The sequence below is a fragment of the Pseudomonas sp. 20P_3.2_Bac5 genome (assembly GCF_025466035.1).
In the GTDB taxonomy this organism is placed as follows: Bacteria; Pseudomonadota; Gammaproteobacteria; order Pseudomonadales; family Pseudomonadaceae; genus Aquipseudomonas.
In genome coordinates this window covers 1-3,036 of the sequence record NZ_JANLOA010000014.1, presented here as the reverse complement: position 1 = coordinate 3,036, position 3,036 = coordinate 1, and the positions used below count along the sequence as shown (strand labels likewise).

Below are 3,036 nucleotides of genomic sequence, written 5' to 3'. Positions count from 1 at the left end.
ACAGCACTTTCACTGGTGTTTGTTCAGGCTAAGGTAAAATTTGTGAGTTTAATCATGAATTTTCGGCGAATGTCGTCTTCACAGTATAACCAGATTGCTTGGGGTTATATGGTCAAGTGAAGAAGCGCATACGGTGGATGCCTTGGCAGTCAGAGGCGATGAAAGACGTGGTAGCCTGCGATAAGCTCCGGGGAGTCGGCAAACAGACTTTGATCCGGAGATCTCTGAATGGGGGAACCCAGCCATCATAAGATGGTTATCTTACACTGAATACATAGGTGTAAGAGGCGAACCAGGGGAACTGAAACATCTAAGTACCCTGAGGAAAAGAAATCAACCGAGATTCCCTTAGTAGTGGCGAGCGAACGGGGACTAGCCCTTAAGTTGATTTGAGATTAGTGGAAGGCTCTGGAAAGTGCCGCCATAGTGGGTGATAGCCCCGTACACGAAAATCTCTTATCAATGAAATCGAGTAGGACGGAGCACGAGAAACTTTGTCTGAATATGGGGGGACCATCCTCCAAGGCTAAATACTACTGACTGACCGATAGTGAACCAGTACCGTGAGGGAAAGGCGAAAAGAACCCCGGAGAGGGGAGTGAAATAGATCCTGAAACCGTATGCGTACAAGCAGTGGGAGCCTACTTTGTTAGGTGACTGCGTACCTTTTGTATAATGGGTCAGCGACTTATATTCAGTGGCGAGCTTAACCGAATAGGGGAGGCGTAGCGAAAGCGAGTCTTAATAGGGCGTTTAGTCGCTGGGTATAGACCCGAAACCGGGCGATCTATCCATGGGCAGGTTGAAGGTTAGGTAACACTGACTGGAGGACCGAACCGACTACCGTTGAAAAGTTAGCGGATGACCTGTGGATCGGAGTGAAAGGCTAATCAAGCTCGGAGATAGCTGGTTCTCCTCGAAAGCTATTTAGGTAGCGCCTCATGTATCACTGTAGGGGGTAGAGCACTGTTTCGGCTAGGGGGTCATCCCGACTTACCAAACCGATGCAAACTCCGAATACCTACAAGTGCCGAGCATGGGAGACACACGGCGGGTGCTAACGTCCGTCGTGAAAAGGGAAACAACCCAGACCGTCAGCTAAGGTCCCAAAGTTATGGTTAAGTGGGAAACGATGTGGGAAGGCTTAGACAGCTAGGAGGTTGGCTTAGAAGCAGCCACCCTTTAAAGAAAGCGTAATAGCTCACTAGTCGAGTCGGCCTGCGCGGAAGATGTAACGGGGCTCAAACCATACACCGAAGCTACGGGTATCACTTAGGTGATGCGGTAGAGGAGCGTTCTGTAAGCCTGTGAAGGTGAGTTGAGAAGCTTGCTGGAGGTATCAGAAGTGCGAATGCTGACATGAGTAACGACAATGGGAGTGAAAAACTCCCACGCCGAAAGACCAAGGTTTCCTGCGCAACGTTAATCGACGCAGGGTTAGTCGGTCCCTAAGGCGAGGCTGAAAAGCGTAGTCGATGGAAAACAGGTTAATATTCCTGTACTTCTAGTTATTGCGATGGAGGGACGGAGAAGGCTAGGCCAGCTTGGCGTTGGTTGTCCAAGTTTAAGGTGGTAGGCTGAGATCTTAGGTAAATCCGGGATCTTAAGGCCGAGAGCTGATGACGAGCGCTCTTAGAGCGCGAAGTGGTTGATGCCATGCTTCCAAGAAAAGCTTCTAAGCTTCAGATAACTAGGAACCGTACCCCAAACCGACACAGGTGGTTGGGTAGAGAATACCAAGGCGCTTGAGAGAACTCGGGTGAAGGAACTAGGCAAAATGGCACCGTAACTTCGGGAGAAGGTGCGCCGGCGAGGGTCAAGGACTTGCTCCGTAAGCCCATGCCGGTCGAAGATACCAGGCCGCTGCGACTGTTTATTAAAAACACAGCACTCTGCAAACACGAAAGTGGACGTATAGGGTGTGACGCCTGCCCGGTGCCGGAAGGTTAATTGATGGGGTTAGCTAACGCGAAGCTCTTGATCGAAGCCCCGGTAAACGGCGGCCGTAACTATAACGGTCCTAAGGTAGCGAAATTCCTTGTCGGGTAAGTTCCGACCTGCACGAATGGCGTAACGATGGCGGCGCTGTCTCCACCCGAGACTCAGTGAAATTGAAATCGCTGTGAAGATGCAGTGTATCCGCGGCTAGACGGAAAGACCCCGTGAACCTTTACTATAGCTTTGCACTGGACTTTGAATTTGCTTGTGTAGGATAGGTGGGAGGCTTTGAAGCGTGGACGCCAGTTCGCGTGGAGCCATCCTTGAAATACCACCCTGGCAACTTTGAGGTTCTAACTCAGGTCCGTTATCCGGATCGAGGACAGTGTATGGTGGGTAGTTTGACTGGGGCGGTCTCCTCCTAAAGAGTAACGGAGGAGTACGAAGGTGCGCTCAGACCGGTCGGAAATCGGTCGTAGAGTATAAAGGCAAAAGCGCGCTTGACTGCGAGACAGACACGTCGAGCAGGTACGAAAGTAGGTCTTAGTGATCCGGTGGTTCTGTATGGAAGGGCCATCGCTCAACGGATAAAAGGTACTCCGGGGATAACAGGCTGATACCGCCCAAGAGTTCATATCGACGGCGGTGTTTGGCACCTCGATGTCGGCTCATCACATCCTGGGGCTGAAGCCGGTCCCAAGGGTATGGCTGTTCGCCATTTAAAGTGGTACGCGAGCTGGGTTTAGAACGTCGTGAGACAGTTCGGTCCCTATCTGCCGTGGACGTTTGAGATTTGAGAGGGGCTGCTCCTAGTACGAGAGGACCGGAGTGGACGAACCTCTGGTGTTCCGGTTGTCACGCCAGTGGCATTGCCGGGTAGCTATGTTCGGAAGAGATAACCGCTGAAAGCATCTAAGCGGGAAACTTGCCTCAAGATGAGATCTCACTGGAGCCTTGAGCTCCCTGAAGGGCCGTCGAAGACTACGACGTTGATAGGTTGGGTGTGTAAGCGCTGTGAGGCGTTGAGCTAACCAATACTAATTGCCCGTGAGGCTTGACCATATAACACCCAAGCAATTTGACTGCTTCTGGAGACAG

Annotated in this window: 1 rRNA gene; it reads left to right on the top strand. The window is 51.4% G+C overall.

Annotation, left to right across the window (positions count from 1 at the left end):
• The first annotated feature begins 110 nt into the window (after positions 1-110).
• Positions 111-3,000, top strand: a 23S ribosomal RNA gene (locus tag NTD88_RS02340).
• Positions 3,001-3,036: the final 36 nt, after the last annotated feature.